We start from the raw sequence: 17,810 nt of genomic DNA, 5'->3' as shown, positions 1-17,810 counted from the left end.
TCCCCTTTCTTCTTAATAAAGCCCGGATTCGCCGAATTTTTTCGCCAGCCAGTTCGTGCCAAGCACAAGCGTTACGCCAACGACCGATTTAAACAGCCCGACGGCAGTGCTGTAGCTGAAGGCGCCTTGCGTGATCCCCATCGCGTAAACGTATGTGTCGAACACCTCGCCTACCGAGCGATTGAGTGGATTTAACATCAAATAAATTTGTTCGAAGCCGTTGTCCAGCACGCTGCCCATACGCAGAATCAGAAGAATTACGATGGTGCTGCGAATCGCTGGCAGTGTGATATGCCAGAGCTGCCTCCAGCGATTCGCCCCGTCGATCGTCGCGGCCTCGTATTGCTCCACGTCGACGGCCGACAGCGCCGCCAGGAAAATGATCGTTCCCCAGCCGCATTCCTTCCAGATCGTCTGCAAAATGATGACGGGACGGAACCATGACGGATCGGACAGAAACTGGATTTTTTCCCCCGTATATTGGTATAGCAGCTCGTTGACCGTGCCGCCCTCCGTGGTCAGGAACACGTACGTCAAACTCGCTACGATTACCATCGATATAAAATGCGGTACATAAATCATCGTTTGAATCGTCCGCTTAAAGAACGAAAGCCTTACCTCATTTAACAAGAGCGCCAATATAATCGGAGCGGGAAAAAAGAAAATGAGATTATAAAACGATAACAGCAGCGTATTGCGCAGCAGCATAAAAAACTCGGGGTTATTAAAAAACAGGCGGAAATGCTCGAAGCCCACCCATTCGCTCTTCAAAAAGCCGGTAAACGGCTGATAGTTTTGAAATGCCAGCAATACCCCCCACATCGGCACATATTTAAATACCAAAAAATAAAGCAAGCCTGGGAGCAGCAACAGGTAGAGCCATTTGTCCCTGCGCAGCCTTGCCGCGAAGCTCGTGCGGTAATCCGCCTGCTTGGACGTTTGCGGGAAGTCCCTTTGAGCCGTAGCTTGCTTCATCATCATCCACCTCCATATGTCGTTCATCGCCTCGCGAGCGGTGTGGCCTTATTATGCAGCAGCGCTTTCTTTTCCGGCAATGAGACATTTTTGAAGGCTGAAAGAGCCGTGGCGATCGGCATTCTTAAAGAAAGTGCAAAGTGTGCAAAAGAGTCAAAAGACTTCCGAACATAAAAAAGCTGGTAACCTTGACGAGGCCACCAGCTTCTCTAGCGCACGAAAGTGTTAGATCGCTTCATTTTCACTCGATAGAACCTGATGCTGTTCACTCATGGCTTGCCGCCGATCATGCAGCACCAATACAAGCATCATTCCCATCACGATGCCGAAGATGATCCCGGCCTGCGTGGTCAGCATCCGAAGCACCGGGTGCTCAGGTGAGAGCTGGGAATCCGTGCGAATCGCAGAGAAGAGATTATACGAAAATAACATGCCTGAAGATACCCATACGGCTGCCATCCGGGGGACAAACCGCCGTGATCTGCTGCGGGAAGTAAGGACAATTAATCCCCATGCTCCGGCGAAGGACCATGCGCCCGTGCTTAACGTCAGCAGATGCCACCACATGTCGCGCTCTTCCAATCTGGCCGGATCAATGCCGATCGTCCCTCCCGCCGCCCAGAATACCTTGATCATGCCAAGCAGGATACATCCTATGCCAACAAGTCTCCCCATGATTTGCTGCAGCCTCAAGGTATTCCCGGGCAATTGGCTATAATCCATCGAATTGCCGAAAGCCTCCGGCCAGCGTGACCTTGCATATCCTGCCATGGCGAGCGGAAGGCAAATGCTGACGCCAACCAGCGATAGCATAACGAATAATTGTTCCAAGGCCCATACGCCGGCGGCACCTGCCTCCTGATCCCGAAGCATGGCAGCCGGGCCCAGTACCGGAGCCAAGAGCAGCATAGGAACGAGCAGACCGGTACCTATCCATACAGGGATGGCAACCAGCCATGCAGGCAGACGCGCCCCCCAGGGCATGCTGAATGCTAATGCAAGCAGGATTCCGATCGCTGCTATTATGGCGGTAGCTGCGTTGATTGCTCGCCAACTGGTGTCGCCCATTTGTTCAGTCGGAATGAATAGCCCTAGCGTCCAAGCGATTTTAATCAGAAAATACGGCATCACCGATATGGCAGCTCCATAGCCATATCTGCGCCTCATGGTTGACCATTGTGAAACCTGCCTCTCTTTCAAAGCTGTTGTGCGATCATACCTCATGCTGGATCACTTACCTCCTTACACACGCTAATTGTGTATCCCATTCTATCTCCCGAATCGAAAAGTAAAGCGACCCCAAGGTTAAGATTAGGTTAATAATTGCATCATAAGGTTCACAGCGCTCTCGCATCATCGAGATGCATAAAAAAAGCTGCTTGCAAGTCATCACAAACGACTTATAAGCAGCTTCAATGTCAAAAAAGTCGGCATTCTTAAGGCTCTCTTAAGCAGGCCTTGTCTTCCGTACCCAATCTGTTAGCTATTTCGTTTCTTTCCAAATGGAAAACGTACACCCCGTGGAGCTGGATTCCATTTCCCACTGCATTCCCATCTCCTTGGTCATCAGCGAAACGATGGATAAACCAATACCGGCGCCTTTCTCAAGAGTCTTATTGCTTATTCCGGGACCTCTGTCTCTAATAATGAGAGTCTGCTTCTGACTTTTCTGACCATCCGTCATATGAACCGCGATGTACCGGCCCGCTCCGGCGTGACGCACCACGTTTTGAAACACATTGTCGAGAATCCGATGCAGCCACATGGGATCCGCAGCCCAGATCACCGGCTCGTCAGGGAGCTCGACCTGAACCTCGAAATCCTTTGCTTCAAATACAGGATACCATTCGGCCACTCGATTCCGGACCTCCTCCGTTATATCGACGGGCTGCATGCTTATGGGATACTTCCCTGCCGACAGCAGCGAATAGGACAGGAGATTATCCATCAGCTTATCGACTTCATTCAGCTTCCTTTCAATGATGGAAAGCGACGTTTGCCCATGGGAGGATTCCGGGTTATTGCGAACCGTATGGATATGCTGGCGGATGACGGTCAATGGGGTGCGAAGATCATGGGACACGTTTGAAATGAATTGCTTGCGCAAATCTTCCTCTTCCCGCTCCCGCTGTTGACTTTCCCTGAGTTCCCGCACCATGCGGTTAAAGGCTCCTTCGAGCTCTCCGATTTCGTCTTTTTTGCTAATCGTGACCTCATTCGGAATTTCATTCTTCCCGCTAACGCTCATCGCTGACTGCAGCTTGATCAGTCTTTTGCGAAGCTTAACGAAGAATAGCCAAGACAGCCCCACGAAGCAGAGACAAATTATGAAAAACAAAAGGATCAGCGGCAAATTTCCCGCGAGCGACATCTCTGCTGATAGGATATGGGATTTAGGGAGCCGCATGACCATAAACCCTTGCTTGGGATCGCCACCGATCAGCGAGGCTAAGGTAAACGATCCTGGTTTATGTCCTTGCATCTGAAGTGAGAGCACATCCTCATAATCCCACTGCGCTGGTGTATCATCCGAAAGGTCTTGGACCGCCTGCGTTTTGCCCGACGGATCAACCCAGAATATTTCGGCATCCGGAAACTCCTCATTCAACTCGGCCAAGCGGTTAAGGATCGTATCCCGATCCGTCCCGTTCAGCTTCATGGCCTCTTGCTGCCATATACGGGTGATTTCTTCCGGACGGTAAATCGGATGATTGCTAAGGAGATAGCCCGGAAAATAAAACATCGCGGGAATGACCGGCCAAAGCAGCATAGCGGTCATAATGAGGATCAGGTACTTTGTCATTAACGAGCCTCGGATTTTCATGCCCGCACCCGGTATCCGACGCCGCGGATGGTCTCGATAATTTGGGGAGAAGCCGGATCCTGTTCGATTTTCTCCCGCAAATGGCGAATATGGACCGTTAATGTTTTATCCCCCGCCAAATGCGGTTCGCCCCATATCGCTTCATAAATCTGCTTCTGCGTTAAAATGTGATTCAAATGGTCAAGGAAATACATAAAAATATGAAATTGCTTACCTGTCAGCACAATCTCATCCTTCGATTCCGTGTGCCATATCCGGTTACGATTCCGGTCGATCGTTAAATGACGGATCTGAAGAAGTTCCGGTTCCGAAACGCCCGTGCGTCTAAGAAGCACTTGAATGCGGGCCAGCAGCTCATCCGGATGGTATGGCTTCGTCATATAATCATCGGCAAAAGACAAGCCCGTAAGCTTATCCTCAATGGCCGTTCTCGCCGTTAGCATCATTATGGGCAGCTCTGGCCTCTGCCGCTTGATCCGTTGACCGACCGTAAAGCCATCCAAGCCCGGCAGCATTATGTCGACGATAACCAAATCACAGCGTTCTAATGCTTCCTCTACGTCATAACCGGATGTCTTCCATATGACCTCATAGCCGTGCCCGCTTAAAAAGTCTCTGGACCAGGCACCGATCTCCTGATCGTCTTCAATATACAAAATCGTGAATGTCTTCATTCATCTCGGACTCCTAAATAGTGGTATATGAGTAGTCTAGCATATCATGGCTGTAAGGGAATGAAGATTCGCTAGAATTTCCAGAAAACATAAAACCACTGATCCAGGATCAGCGGCTTATGTATATCATTTATCATTTCAATTGTTCATGAGCTCTTCCATGTCCTTATAGGACATAGCCTTAATCAAATCAGCTCGTTCAGACTGCTAGTATTCCTTACTTGCGCAAAGGTATCTTGTAAGGATGCCATAAATGTTTGATGAACGGTTTGGGCTGGGATCACGGTTCCGTCCCATTCTATATCCCTGGTCGCACATGCATCGCTCAGCAACAATACTTCATAGCCCAAGCGACTTGCGCTTCTCACGGTAGAATCAATACAGATGTGGCTCATCATGCCGCATACGACTAACCGCTTGGCCTGAATGGATTCAAGATGCTGCTGCAGTTCCGTTTGATAGAAGCTGTCAGGGGTATGTTTTACAATCACTTTTTCGTCTGACCGGGGAGCTACTGCTGCATGAATGTTAATCCCTTCCGTACCGGGAAGAAAGAATGTTGCGTGTTCATCTAGCAGGATGCACTGAATATGGACAATGGGTAAATTCTTTTCCCGGAACAGCGTCAATGCCTCTTGAGCGCGGGCAGCTGCTTCATCGGAATTGTACAGCTCATTTCTCCCTCCCTTGAAATAATCGTTCTGAATGTCGACAATTACTAAAGCTGTATTCATCGTTCATGTCTCCTTTACTCGTAGTAAAGGTATTATAATATCGGGAATTACCACCCGTGAATTACCCACTTTTTTGTGGGTATGGGATGCCTTTTCGATCGAGAAGCTCGGTTTGCCCAAGCTCCACCATATATTCAATTCCGATCTCTTGCATGATCAAGACCGCATCTAACAATCTTCTTCCGCGTGCAGTGAGATAGTACTCTACGTGCAGCGGATAACCTTCCGTTTTGATTTTATCCACGATTCCGCAAGATTGGAGCTCCCTTAAATGCTGCAGCAGCATTTTTTGGGTGATCTGGTCAATTTCACGCTCTAGCTGCGCTAAGGATGTGTTCCCGTTCTTCAGCTGATAAATGATCATGGTCTTCCATTTGCCTTTAATAATGTCATGGACAATCTCCAGCGGGCAGTTACATACTTCACGAATGATCATAAACTCACCTCTATGCATCATAGCCGGGTTTTCCGGTATTGTTCCGGCGTCATGCCGGTTGTTTTGGCAAAGGCTCGAAAGAGCTGGCTTGGGCTCGCAAATCCCACGCACTGCGGCTTGTAAAGTGCCGATCCGTGCTCGTCGATTATGCGTTTGAGCTCGGCTGTTTGCCGAGCCTCAACGAGACGATGTGATTGACTCCGATTTTCTTTGCCCGGTGGCTGGGAATTTCCCTGCGTTTGTATTCCTCGAAGCCTAATTTATTATAGAGCTTTATTGCTGCCATATTGGTATCGGCGACTTCTTCAATCAAGTAAACCTTATAAGATGTATGCTCAAGGATATGACGAATTAACTGCGTAGCAACGCCTTGCCCCCTGAATTCGGAAGCTGTCCCTACAAATTCGATGGAGCCTGCCCCAGATGAAGGATGAACAAATGGTGTTTCAAATTCTTTTTTTAGGAAAACGCCAGCCAATGTGCCTTTATACCAGCCTAAATGTTTGCGAAGCTCCTGTTTATCCAGTTTGACAGAAAGTGATGTTCCATTCGTGCAGGCAGCCATTCCGATCACTTGCCCCTTGTGTAATGCCACATAAAATTGATCCAGCACGAACATGTGGGCGAACGCTGCAGCAAGTTTTTTCGGATCCTTGGAGAAAAAACCTAGCCACTCCTTGAAGCCATCCGCAAATAGCTCCGATAATCCTGGCCTCACATCCAGCTCCGCTTGATCAGCCTTCACTACGGTTATCATGGGTTCACTCCCCTACCTTAAATAGAAATGCGGTCATGACTGACGGCGAGGGCATCTGAAAGTTGCTCTTGAGCAGGATTTTCATCTCGGCCAAACCCTGAATGGAGGCGTAAAAATAGACGGCCATCTCTTTTGCATCTCCCAAGCGGAACTCTCCAAGCTGCTGCCCCTTACGAATGAGCTGAGCCGTTGCATCAAGCAATCTGGCATTGACCTGGAGAATCTCCTCATGCAATTGGGAGTCCGTGCCTGCACTTGCGAACAGCGCTTGATTGATTAAGATCAGCAAATTGGCAAGCTCCTCCCCGTTCGACAGGTCGGTGTAAACTTCATCGATAAACCGGGCAATTAACTGCTTAGGGGATTGATCCGACTCGAATGAACGAATATTGCGTTTCAACCCTTCGACTGCATAGCCGACCAATTCGTTAAGCAACTGATCCTTTGTCCTGTAATGCCGATACAGTAACCCGATGCTAATGCCAGCCGTATCCGCGATGTCTTGAACACTCGTCGAGCCGTATCCTTGATGAACAAACAGCTGCATCGCCGCTGAACGGATCTTGTCTCTGGTGGCATTCCGCATTTCTTCATACTGCTCTTTGGTACGTGGCAAAATCATAACTCCTTTTTTTGAGTGAGTTTTTACTCATTATAAAAAAGTTGAGCTGGAATTTCAACCCAACGAGTAAAAATAATCGTACTGCGAGGCCACCCTTTGCAATTCCGCTATCATATAACTTGATAATGACATAGCAAAAGACCCAAGTTCTTGTCGATATGTCAACTGTACATGAACTTGGGTTTTCATCTAAATATAGAACTATATTAGAACAAACGCGGCTATGAACATAACGTCTGGTCATCGTTTTGCAGATATCAATCAAGCGAACGCTGATGTTTTCGCCGGCTCAACTCCGCCTCCCGTTGGTATCAACGATACCAAGCTTGCTCATGCCCCTCCCTGCTTGCGGAGTTTGAGCGCATGCACCCCGACGATCAAGAGCCATGCGATGTCGGCAATAATCAAGAATCGTCCGAACAGACCTGCCAGAATATCAGGACCAAACCGGCCGTCTTGAGGGATTTGCAGGACGAATGCGAGCATGGCGACGAGCGCAATCCCGGTGCTAACGAGCAGCCGTTTACGAACGGGTCTCCATGGTTTGCTACGAGTTAACGCCAGGCTTAGCAGCAGAGCCGCGACCGGCGTATAATCGAGCATGGCGCCAATGGAATGCATCTTTCCGCTGAACGTTGCAGCCTCCGGGCTCACGGATATCGGATCGGTGACGAATACGGCCGCGATCAAGACGCCAGCCGCGCTTATAGCAAGGATAGCGAGCCCAATGTATCCCGTTATGGAGCGAATTTGCGGGAAAATTGAAATTGCAACGCCAATCTGTGCAGCAGCCAACAATCCAAATGCGACTTGCATGAGCCATCCAACGCTGCCAAGCGCATATTCGCTAATAAAACGCCATGTAGGATCGAACTCCGGCTCCAGCACATGAAGACTGGCAAGAATAAGGACGAACAACGTTCCACATAATACCGATCCGAAGGCGAATTTGGAAGCATTCGCAGATACCGGTTTTACTGTAACTAGCAGTTTAGCCATTTGTCATCCCCCCAACAGCCGCAATTCTCCTCATCGACGATTCATATCCGCCGCCACCTGGATAGGTCCATGCGCCCGTATTCGTATTCCCGTCTGAACTGAATGCTCCCTTGAAGTAAGTATTCGAGCCTTTCTCGCCGGCCCAAATGATTAGCGTGTCCCCTTCCATTTCGTAAACATAATCGAATGTGTTGCCCATCGTATCATAATACCGTGATTTGATGTCATGGCTAGGTTCTTCGCCAAATGGCTTTAAATGCCCGATAATCTCAATGCCTTTCACTTCTTGTCCATGCTGCATAAGCTGAACGCGTTGTATCAAGAAATATCCGCCTTCCATCCATTCATAGGTTACGGTGCCTTCTGCCCCTCCGCTGATTTGCCATGTACCGACTAAACGATCCAGCGATTGAAGATCAGTCACTTTTCATTCTCCTTTCATTGTTTAATTGGTTATTTCTTATGATTGATCTTTCTTCTTATCGGCGATCATCCTTTTTAGGTAATTGTCCAGTTGGTCAAGCCGCTCGTTCCAGATGGTTCGATGGTTCTGCAGGTAGCTTGCGGCAAAACTGTTGATAGCCGTCATAAGTCATCCTCCTTTTAGATACTCGAGCAATATCCCTCGGAAAAGGCGAGACCCTCTTCCCGCAGATATGGGTAGAATCCAGCCAATCTCCTAAGATCTGGAGAGGTCTGGCATCGTGTCTGCAGGTTCGCTGTCTGCTCATGCACCCAATATACACTTATACGTATATACATGTCAATGTATATAATTGATTTTCCAAAAATAATTGTTTCTAGTTCAAACTGCATGTAGGAACTCTTCCTTGAAAAAAAACGGAACTTCTTAACTGGAGCTGGAATTCGTTTGATTTGTCCAAGCTTTGTTTATGAACGACGGTAATTTGGCTGGATCACAACAAAAAAATAAACCACAGATGTAATCATCCGTGGTTTACTTCCAGATAAAAGCTTTCGGCGTTAGGATCTGCGAATCTGAATCTTCAAGAGAGATTGCTCCCGGAGATTGGGTCGCAAGGCTTCAATGCTTCAAGTTGCTCATGCCAGGTTTATGCTTCGAATCGAGTCCATATTCACTTTCGGCTTGCGCTCGATTGTCAGTAAGCCGTTCACTTCCTGCTGCACGTCCGTAATTTGCGTATAGCAGAATCCGCACACGTAAGGCAAGCTTTTTATCGCCTGCGTTATGCCTTCGTAACGCTTCAAAAATTCCTCATCGCTGCGAACCTGATTTCCGTAGCCCCAGCCCTCTTCGCTTGTAAAGGCGATGCCGCCGTATTCGCTGATAATGACAGGCTGACCGCGATAGCCATAGCCCTGCGCAAATGGGTATCGATGCTTGTTATGCGCGAACGCATTGCCTAAGAGTGCGTCTTTGTCCCGATAACGCTCTTCCAGCATGGCGCCCAGCTCTTCATAGTCGTGGAGCGTAATAATATCCGATACCGTATGCTCCCATCCGTCGTTCACAATCACCGGCCGCATTTGATCGAATGCCTTGGTCAGATGATAAATCGACTCCGTAAACTGCTGCTGCATGCGATCGGTAAAGATCTCGGATATTCCCCATGACTCGTTAAACGGTACCCAGGTAATAATGGAAGGATGGTTATAATACTGCCGAACGATTGCCATCCATTCATTCGTGAAGCGTTCTACGGCATCGTCGCCGAATTCGTAGGTTGACGGCATTTCCGACCAGACCAGAAGACCTTTGCGGTCGCACCAGTATAAATAACGGGGATCCTCCAGCTTCTGATGCTTGCGCACACCGTTAAAACCGAGCGCAAGCGTTTTGTCGATGTCTTCCAGCAGCGCTTCCTCCGATGGAGGCGTCAGATGCGTCTCGCTCCAATACCCTTGGTCCAGCAGCAGCCGCTGATAAAGCGGCGTATGATTCAGCAAGATTTGATCTCCTACGATCCGGATGCTTCGCATGCCGAAATAGGAATAGACGGTGTCGATCGGTTGCCCGTCTTGCTTAAGAATCATCTCGACGTCGTATAAGTTCGGATGATCCGGGTGCCAAGGCTTGATCTTCCATTCACCCGCCGCTTCGTTCACGACACTGACGTCGACCGTTACCGTACTGCGTTCGACGCTCGTTTCCGAAGATCGGATCAGCTTTCCGTCAAACCGGACGATCGTCTGAAGGGTTACTCCGTCGTAACGAAGCCCTGTATTCCCCAATTCATAACAGAAGTTCGCCGCCCCCCGTTCCAGGTCCGGCGTAATTTTCACCCTGCGGATATGGACCGGGTTCACGTATTCCATCCACACGGTCTGCCAAATGCCGGTGGTTTGCACGTACCAGCAGCCAAAGCTGTCCTTCATCCAGCGCTGCTTGCCGCGCGGCTGCATGCAGCTGTTGCTGTCCATAGCTCGAACGGTAATTCTGTTCTCCCGGCCAAGCTCGACCGCTTCGGTAATATCGAACGAAAATGCGGCATATCCTCCCTCATGCGTGCCGATCCTCCTGCCATTGACCCATAGAGTCGCCGCGTAATCGACGGCTTGAAAATGCAGCAGGATCCGCTTTCCCGCTGCCTCATTAGGAACGGTAACCGACCGCTCATACCACACGCAAGGATGGAATGTTTCGTCTCCTATGCCGCTGGCCTTCGTTTCAAATGTGAAGGGGACCGTAATTTTGCGGTCAGCATCTAATCGTTCGAACCACTTGCCGCTTTCCCCCTCCAATGCATCGTCGAACCGAAAATCCCATTCCCCGTTCAGATTTTCCCATTCTTCACGTACCAATTGCGGTCTGGGATAGTCCTTAATATACTTGTGCGAGCTTGACATTCTGTTCCACTCTCCATCTTCTGTTAGTTTATGTTTCTATTTCACAGCTATGGACTCTACCGTGATGTCCCCGAGCTCGATCTGCTCCGCATGAACCGACCGAATGCCCACTCTCCCCTGCATGAAAGCCCGCGGATCCTCGTACGTCAGAACCGGGTCTTTCCCGTCCTGCGCATAAACTCGGATTTCGCCGCGAACCGCCTCAATGCTTAAGCTTGCTAGCTCATTAGGCTCCAGCGAAATTTTCACGCTTTGCAGAAGCTCGGAATCGTAATTATGTTTGTACAGCTCAAGCTTCGTGGCGCTGACGGCAAGGAAATATCCCATCAACGAATCGCTCACTTGATCCCGGAAATCCGACTCGTTCGTCACCCGGAAGAGCACCCCCGCCTGACCGGACGGGTCAACGCCAAGCTTTACGGTCGTACGGATGCGATAGTCGGTCCACTGAGGACTTCCTCCATACATCTTGGCATCGGAATCGGCTGTGCCGGCATACCTTCCATCCGTTTCAACCCACTGGCCATGAATATCCTCGGCGCTTGCTTGTTCCAGAACACCCTCGACTTTGAACTTTTCTTCATTGACCCGTTCAAGATCCATCGTTGTCCACTCCAGCGTTTGGCCGCTGTTCAATTGAATGGTAAGGCTACGAAACCCCTTTTCGAGCTTCAGCGACCCGACCCGGATTTTCACCCAAGGCTCGCTGCCGGAGTGATCGCTGCCATCGACTTTATAGCTTCCGGCTACCTTATCGTCCACAAGAACCTTGATGGCCGATGGATGCGCGCCGGACTTGACCGTCAGGTCCAGCCCATACGTGCCGGATTCGGAGACGTTCACCGCGTAGCGCAGCCAGTCGCCTTTTTCCGTCAGTGCGGCCGCATAGCTCCCATCCTCTGCGAGCTTGATTGCCGTTCCGTCCGAACGGCGCCATTCACTGGAAGCTGAGGGGTGCCGGACCGAAAAGCCCCTGCCTTCGCCGCTTAAATAATGAACGGCCTCGATGCTGCCAGGAAGCGGCTTAGCCGTATCAAAGTCGCTGGTGCCGGAAGCGTGATTCGAGAACGCCGTATACGAAAGGCCCGGATCGCCTTCCTCGTACAGATATCCGATTTTGCCTGGGCCGAACGAGTCCGCCGATTCATCCAGCCTCAGCATGCCGTCCAGATAAACCCGGAGCCGATCTTCTCCACGCTCGACACGAATGGTGTGCAGCTTAGACCAATCCATGTCTTGAGGGATCTTCGTCTCGGCAAGCACCTGACGCCTTCCGTCCACCACTGTCCCCAAGGAAATCGCGTTGTCCTTCGGCTCAATTTCGGCGAATCCGTATTGATTCGCATCCTCATAGGCAAACAATGCGGCAGCGCGCGCCTGAGACGGCTCCAAATTATATTCAGCCGTAAAGATTGGACCCGTGCTCTCCTTGCTGATGATTCGACCGCTCCCTGCTGTTTTCTCAGCCTCCCACAATGCTTCGTCGATGTCAGCTCCATCCAGTCTGTCGGCAAAGACCGGCCCTCTCGGAACAGGCTGTTCGTAGTTCGTCGGTCCGAGAAGCTCCATCCTGTCTCCATTGAAGACCAGCCTATCGATGTTCATACGGCGGACAGGCGGGCCTTCCTGGGATCTTCCCGTAAGGTTATGGTATACGAGATAATATGAATCCAGGTCGGGACCAAGGACGGTTGAGCTGTGGCCGAGTCCGTAGAAGTCCGGCTTGGTGCTGATGACGAGCGGGTTGTTGACCGGAACGGTATACGGACCAAGCGGCGAATCATGGGACACGGCATAGTTAATGCGATAACCTTTGCTGAATACGTGATTGCCGGTATAGGTCATATAATAGGTTCCGTTACGTTTAATGATCATGGACCCTTCGGTCCAGTGGCCTAAGTATGGGCCCGGAATCGTTTGGCCTACCCCGAAATCGGCAGGACCGTTCATGGGAACGCCAACAATGCCCGAGGAGCCTGCATGCGTAAACAGCCAGGTTCCGTCATCGTCGATGAACACCGAGCCGTCGATGCTCATGCCGACATTCTCGGTGATTCGTTCGAACGGGCCTGTCGGCGATTCGCTCCGGAACACGAAGTGACCTCTGCCTGCCGGAGAAGTATAAAGATAGAACCAGCCGTTCCAGTAAATGACTTCCGGCGCATAGGCGCCGGTCGAGACAGGATCTTCGGTCACCAGCCCCGCATACCGCCAATCGACCAGATTATCCGACATCCACGCCTTGATTCCCGTCCGGTGATCCTTCGTGCTGACATACAGATAATAGCGCCCGTCATGCCGCAGCACGTATGGATCTCCGTTGCCGTAATCCTCCCATTCTTCCTCTAAGGATGGAAAAGGATTGGCATACGTTTGGTTCTTGTAAATTTCCATATCGACCGCCTCCGGTTTCGTGATTGTACTGCAACCCGACATTGCCAATCCGGCCGCTAATCCTAATGCTCCAAGGGATCTGGCGATCTTCCGCAGGTGCGGTATGCTTATCGGCATACGCCTCACCCCTTGATTCCGCTGATCGCCATCGATTCGATAAAGTATCGCTGGCAGAAAAAGAATACGATGATCACCGGCACCATCGCGATGATGGCGGCGGCCATGATCATCGGATAGTCCGACTGACCGATGTACATGGCCTGCATGGAAGCGATCAGCACCTGGATCGTTTGCTTCTCGGGCGTATGCAAGTAAATCAGCGGGCCGAGGAAATCGTTCCAAATGCCCATAAAGCTCAGGGCTGCTTGAGCCGCCAGCGCTGGCTTCATGATCGGCAGCGCGATCTTGAAGAAGATTCCAGGAAAGCTGGAGCCGTCGATCTTCGCCGCTTCGATCAACTCCGTCGGCATCGCGCTCTGCAGATACTGCCGTATGAAGAAGATGACGACGATGTTTCCGAACAGGCCGGGTATGATGAGCGGCAGCAGCGTATCTACCCAATCCAGCCTGGAAAAACCGATATATTGCGGAATCATGACAACGGAATAAGGAATCATCATCGTTCCGAGCAAACCGAGGAACAGCACCCCTTTATATGGAAACTCAAATTTCCCGAATGCATACGCCGACATGGCGGATACCAGCATGCCGACCGTCAGGACGATTACGACGATGATCAAGCTGTTCATAAACCCGTTAAGCAAAGGCGACTCCTGCCACACCTTCGCGTAGTTGCCAAACGTAAACGGATCGGGGATCCACTGCGGAGGAATTTCAAATACGTTTCGTCGATCCTTAAGTGAAGTCGATATGGTCCAAAGGAACGGCGCGACCATAAACACCGAGCCGAACAGTAACAGCAGCAGCGACCAGAGGTCGGTCCATCTTTCCCGTCTCACGATAATCCCCCCTAGTCCTGATAAACCCATCGATTGGAAAGCTTGAATTGAATCAGCGTGACGATGAAAATCAAAATACCCAGCACCCATGCAACCGCACTCGCATATCCCATGTTGAAATACTCGAACGCATGCTGGAATATGTAATAGACGACCGTAGCGCCGCTATATTCCGGTCCGCCGTCGACCGCCAGCACATAGATTTGGCTGAACGACTGGAACGCCCCGATGATACCCATAACGATGACGAAAAAATGAATCGGCGTAAGCAGCGGGATCGTAATTCGCGTCAGCTTATGCCATGCTCCGGCGCCGTCGATTTCCGCAGCTTCGTAATACGTTGATGAGATCGACTGCAGTCCCGCTAAGTACAGCACCATGTTCCCCCCGATGCCGCTCCACAGACCGATCAGGATCAGCGAAGGCTTCACCCACTCGGGTTTGCCCAGCCAGTTAGGCCCGGTTATCCCGAACACCTCCCACAGGAAGTTGTTGAGCAGCCCGTAATCCTGGTTCAAAATCCACTGCCACAGCAGCGATACCGCTATAATCGGCGAGATGACCGGCAGATAATAGATCGTGCGCATGAACGAGATGCCCGCGATTTTGCGGTTCATCAAGATCGCCAGCAGCAGCGACAGCACCATGCCGATCGGTATGCCGATCATCAAATACACGGTGTTATACAGAGATTTGAACACCTTTTCGTCGGCCAGAAGATCCTTATAATTAGCGAATCCCATCCACTGCGGATCGGACAGCATATCCCATTTATGAAAGCTAATATAGATCGAGAACAAGATCGGCACGAGGCCGAACAAAAGAAATCCGAGGACCGGCGGAGCGACGAACAGATACAGCCAAGCCAGTTCCTTTCTGCGATAGCCGCTGAGCAGCTTCGTTCCCATATTCATTCCACCTTCGCCTGTATTCCTTATGACAGGGCGTTGTTCATATAGCGGGGAGCGCCGGCAACAGCAGCCGGCCGCCCCCTTGCGCCATTATTTATTTCCCTTGTCGTACAGCTCCTGCATCTTCGGCTGGATTTCAGCCGTGAAGTCCTTGGCCGACATATCGCCGTTCCATACCTTGCTCGCGTTCTGATTAAATGCATCCATCCATTGCGTATCCTTCGAGAAGGCTATCACGTCCGGACGACCGTAATCTTGGATAATATCCAGAAATACTTGACGTGTTTGCGGCCCTTTATCCATTTCCATAAACTCGCCTTCGGCCATGTCGATCAGGTTGGGAACCGCTTGCCCGAGCTGGTAGTTTTCGCGCTGTCCTTGCTCATCCAACGACAGGAACGCCGCCAAATCGAACGCTTCCTGAGGGTGCTTGGATTTCGCCGATACGGCAAATCCCATCGAACCGAGCCAGGTCGCCGTTTGTCCCGTGTTCGGGCTTGCCGGCCATGCCGCAATATCCCAATTGAACGGCAGCTCCCAGAATGCCGGCTGATCCCAAGGACCCATCGCAAACATGGCCAGCTGTCCGTTAATAAAGCGGGTGTAAGCATTCATTGCTTGCTCAGCTTCCTGATTCGGGCTGACCTTATGCTTCAGATTCAGGTCGGCTACGAATTGCATCGCCTCATAAAACGCAGGCTCATTTACTTTCACGGTACCGGTGTCGTAATCGATGTACTCGCCGCCGTTGGCCCAAACCGCGGACTCCAGGCTGTATGCGCCAACCCCGTACTGCTCCGGCTTTCCGTCGCCGTTGTTGTCAACCGTCAGCTTCTTGGCTGCTTCGAGCATGTCGTCCCATGTCCACTCTCCGGCTGTTGCGGATGGATACGCCACGCCCGCTTGATCGAACAAATCCTTATTGTAGACAAATGCCCACGGGCCAACATCCTTCGGCAGTCCGTACAAGTCTCCGGTACCGACCTTGCTTCCGTCGAAGCGGTAACGGTCCATCGCCTGCTTCCATACGTTGTCTGGTTTAAACAACGTCGTCTGGTCCAGATAGGATTGAATATTGAGGAGCGTTCCGGCTTCTGCAAACCGATAGAATTCGGGCCCGCCGACGTAGAATACATCAGGCACCTTGCCGGAGCTGATCAGCGTTGTCATCTTCTGCGAGTACTCGCCCGGAGGCACCGATGTATATTTGACGGTGACATGCGGGTACTTCTCCTCGAAGGAAGCGATCAGCTTTTCGAAAATTTTCTTTTCGTTCGGATTGCCATGGCCCATAAACTCGATCGTCACGGGCTCCTTTTTGTCCGTCCCGGCGGCAGCCTCATTGCTTGGCGCCGAGCTGTCCGGGTTGTTGGAGGAAGCTCCGCCGTTTGGACCGCTTCCGCCTCCGCTGCAAGCGGATAACGCAAACATCAGTAACAGCATGATCATACCTGCAAATTTGCTCTTCGATTTCATGCGATTCCCCTCTTCTTCAAGGTATATTGTAAGCGCTTTACGAAGTCATAATAACTTATAACAATATACTTTTATATACTCAATTTATTATAAAATTGAAGAGATTGAATACTTCGCATAAGAATCGCTTTATTCCTTTACAAGCTGGACCGGCACAACGATTCTTCTAGCCTCAAAGGCCCCTTCAATCTGCTCGGTCAGCAGCTCGATGGTCAGCCTGCACATCTCCTCCTCGTTTTGCCGAATATACGGAACGTTCGGCAGATCCGGCGGATCGAACGTAATCAGCTCCAGATCGTCAGGCACCCGTCGACGTGAGGCGACAGCGGCTCTATAAACATTTCTGCACAGCTCCGTATTGGCTGTGATGACCCCGGTGATAGCGGGACTGCCGTCCAAAAAATCCTGAATGTGTTCGACGGATTGACCCGAAGCTATCTCATCCAACGGAAGGAGACACCATAAGCTTTTGTCGATCGACAATCCGCGCTCAAGGAAAGCCTGCTCAAACCCTTGCGCTCTCTCGTCCGTTACGGTATTCGTAATTTCCGGCGAGATGAAAGCGATGGACGAATGGCCTTTGTTCAGCAGATACGCGACGGCTTCCCTCGTGCCGTTAATGTTATCCGAGCTTACGCTGTACGTCTTGATCTCCTTCAAGAACCGGTCAATCAGGACAAACGGGAATCGATCCAGCGAAAGCCTCAGTATCGAATCGTTATATGTCTCGTTTTCAACCGGAAAAATGATCATGCCGTCCACTCCCTGCTTCAGAAAGGACGAAATGACTTTGGACTCCTCAAGCTGCGACTCGCGCGTAATTCTCAGCATCACTTCATACCCTGCGGCAGTGGCGTATTTTTCAATGTTATCCAGAAAGCGCTGGTCCACTTTGGTTTTCATCGTCGGCAGCACCAGCCCGATCCGGCCGCTTCTGCCTGCTCCCGCCGTCCACTCGCCCAACTGATCGAGCGCGGCAGCGTTCTCCGGCCTGCTCATGACAAAGGTCCCTTTCCCTTGAATCCGGACGAGCAGCCCTTCCTCCATCAGTCCGACCAGCGCGTTTTTGCTTGTAATTTGACTGACGCGGTACCGCTCGGACAGCTCCTTCTCCGAAGGGACCCGGTCACCTTCCCGCAGCTTGCCGATGGCGATCAGCCGCTTGATGTCTTCCTGAATTTTTTTGTACAGCGGCAAGGATTTCAATGCACATCACAACC

At 50.8% G+C, this 17,810-nt stretch carries 18 protein-coding genes; all 18 read right to left on the bottom strand.

All coding sequences use genetic code 11. From position 1 onward, the window contains the following. Positions 1-12 precede the first annotated feature (12 nt). The 18 genes from MKX76_RS06590 to MKX76_RS06510 all read right to left on the bottom strand — a co-directional run bounded on the left by MKX76_RS06590 (position 13) and on the right by MKX76_RS06510 (position 17,796). Positions 13-975 (bottom strand): ABC transporter permease, encoded by a 963-nt coding sequence (locus tag MKX76_RS06590; RefSeq protein ID WP_028405132.1) that lies wholly within the window; start codon positions 973-975, stop codon positions 13-15. Positions 976-1,200: 225 nt separating this feature from the next. Continuing rightward, positions 1,201-2,199, bottom strand: a complete 999-nt coding sequence (locus tag MKX76_RS06585; RefSeq protein ID WP_007128253.1) for a hypothetical protein — start codon at positions 2,197-2,199, stop codon at positions 1,201-1,203. A gap of 259 nt (positions 2,200-2,458) precedes the next feature. Further along, on the bottom strand, positions 2,459-3,778 hold the full coding sequence (locus MKX76_RS06580) for a HAMP domain-containing sensor histidine kinase (protein ID WP_341033252.1): 1,320 nt from the start codon (positions 3,776-3,778) through the stop codon (positions 2,459-2,461). Between the two features lie 17 nt (positions 3,779-3,795). Beyond that, positions 3,796-4,473, bottom strand: a complete 678-nt coding sequence (locus tag MKX76_RS06575) for a response regulator transcription factor (protein ID WP_007128255.1) — start codon at positions 4,471-4,473, stop codon at positions 3,796-3,798. Positions 4,474-4,658: 185 nt separating this feature from the next. Then, positions 4,659-5,207, bottom strand: coding sequence for a cysteine hydrolase family protein (locus MKX76_RS06570; protein ID WP_007128256.1), 549 nt, complete (start codon positions 5,205-5,207; stop codon positions 4,659-4,661). Positions 5,208-5,268: 61 nt separating this feature from the next. Beyond that, a complete protein-coding gene (locus MKX76_RS06565; protein WP_007128257.1) occupies positions 5,269-5,643 on the bottom strand; it encodes a winged helix-turn-helix transcriptional regulator in 375 nt (124 codons plus the stop codon). A gap of 17 nt (positions 5,644-5,660) precedes the next feature. Beyond that, complete coding sequence (locus MKX76_RS29740; protein ID WP_167324083.1) at positions 5,661-5,750, bottom strand: AraC family transcriptional regulator; 90 nt, start codon at positions 5,748-5,750, stop codon at positions 5,661-5,663. 38 nt (positions 5,751-5,788) lie between these two features. Further along, entirely contained in the window at positions 5,789-6,400 is a 612-nt protein-coding gene (locus MKX76_RS06560; protein ID WP_007128258.1) for a GNAT family N-acetyltransferase, read from the bottom strand. Between the two features lie 4 nt (positions 6,401-6,404). After that, positions 6,405-7,016, bottom strand: coding sequence for a TetR/AcrR family transcriptional regulator (locus tag MKX76_RS06555; RefSeq protein WP_007128259.1), 612 nt, complete (start codon positions 7,014-7,016; stop codon positions 6,405-6,407). Positions 7,017-7,352: 336 nt separating this feature from the next. Next, a complete protein-coding gene (locus MKX76_RS06550) occupies positions 7,353-8,021 on the bottom strand; it encodes a DUF998 domain-containing protein (RefSeq protein ID WP_007128260.1) in 669 nt (222 codons plus the stop codon). Next, positions 8,014-8,445 (bottom strand): hypothetical protein, encoded by a 432-nt coding sequence (locus MKX76_RS06545; protein ID WP_007128261.1) that lies wholly within the window; start codon positions 8,443-8,445, stop codon positions 8,014-8,016. Before MKX76_RS06545 ends, MKX76_RS06550 begins: the two co-directional genes overlap by 8 nt. A gap of 36 nt (positions 8,446-8,481) precedes the next feature. Continuing rightward, entirely contained in the window at positions 8,482-8,610 is a 129-nt protein-coding gene (locus MKX76_RS06540) for a hypothetical protein (protein WP_007128262.1), read from the bottom strand. Between the two features lie 473 nt (positions 8,611-9,083). Further along, the gene (locus MKX76_RS06535; protein ID WP_007128263.1) at positions 9,084-10,850 is read right to left on the bottom strand and encodes a glycoside hydrolase family 2 protein; all 1,767 of its coding nucleotides are present in this window, start codon (positions 10,848-10,850) and stop codon (positions 9,084-9,086) included. A 36-nt stretch (positions 10,851-10,886) separates the two neighbouring features. Further along, positions 10,887-13,361 (bottom strand): family 43 glycosylhydrolase, encoded by a 2,475-nt coding sequence (locus tag MKX76_RS06530; RefSeq protein ID WP_341033251.1) that lies wholly within the window; start codon positions 13,359-13,361, stop codon positions 10,887-10,889. Between the two features lie 5 nt (positions 13,362-13,366). Further along, the gene (locus MKX76_RS06525) at positions 13,367-14,233 is read right to left on the bottom strand and encodes a carbohydrate ABC transporter permease (protein WP_034273159.1); all 867 of its coding nucleotides are present in this window, start codon (positions 14,231-14,233) and stop codon (positions 13,367-13,369) included. Then, complete coding sequence (locus tag MKX76_RS06520) at positions 14,215-15,111, bottom strand: carbohydrate ABC transporter permease (RefSeq protein ID WP_028405137.1); 897 nt, start codon at positions 15,109-15,111, stop codon at positions 14,215-14,217. Before MKX76_RS06520 ends, MKX76_RS06525 begins: the two co-directional genes overlap by 19 nt. A 93-nt stretch (positions 15,112-15,204) precedes the next feature. Beyond that, positions 15,205-16,590 (bottom strand): ABC transporter substrate-binding protein, encoded by a 1,386-nt coding sequence (locus MKX76_RS06515; RefSeq protein WP_007128267.1) that lies wholly within the window; start codon positions 16,588-16,590, stop codon positions 15,205-15,207. A 129-nt stretch (positions 16,591-16,719) separates the two neighbouring features. After that, positions 16,720-17,796, bottom strand: a complete 1,077-nt coding sequence (locus tag MKX76_RS06510; RefSeq protein ID WP_007128268.1) for a GntR family transcriptional regulator — start codon at positions 17,794-17,796, stop codon at positions 16,720-16,722. Positions 17,797-17,810: the final 14 nt, after the last annotated feature.

The sequence above is a fragment of the Paenibacillus sp. FSL R5-0810 genome, from assembly GCF_038002285.1.
GTDB classification, from domain to species: domain Bacteria; phylum Bacillota; class Bacilli; order Paenibacillales; family Paenibacillaceae; genus Paenibacillus_AQ; species Paenibacillus_AQ lactis.
This window is presented reverse-complemented; position numbering and strand designations above follow the sequence as displayed.